A 264-nucleotide genomic window follows, 5' to 3' on the forward strand; every position below is an offset into this window, starting at 1 on the left:
GTTCATCCCGCTCTCAAGACGCCCGTGGCAAAACCGGTCCAGGACTGGCTCTCGGGTGCCGGCTCGGTCGGCCCGCTGATGCAGGCGGCCAAGCAATTGGCGTCGTTGGAAGCGGAGGTGTTGTCGCTCTTGCCGCCCGGCTTAGGCGGCGGCGTGGCGATCGGCGGCATCAAGAACGATGCGCGCGATAGCCGGGAAGCGACCTTGGTGTTGCTCGCCGCACATAGCGCGGCTGCGGCGCGCTTACGGCAGGTGGTACCCACC

Annotated in this window: 1 protein-coding gene; it reads left to right on the plus strand. The window is 67.8% G+C overall.

The features are described from left to right. Positions 1 to 264 (plus strand): hypothetical protein (locus ACVA58_RS28215; protein WP_446513543.1); only part of this gene is annotated, 264 nt, incomplete at both ends.

It is taken from the genome of Photobacterium sp. DNB22_13_2 (assembly GCF_052873915.1).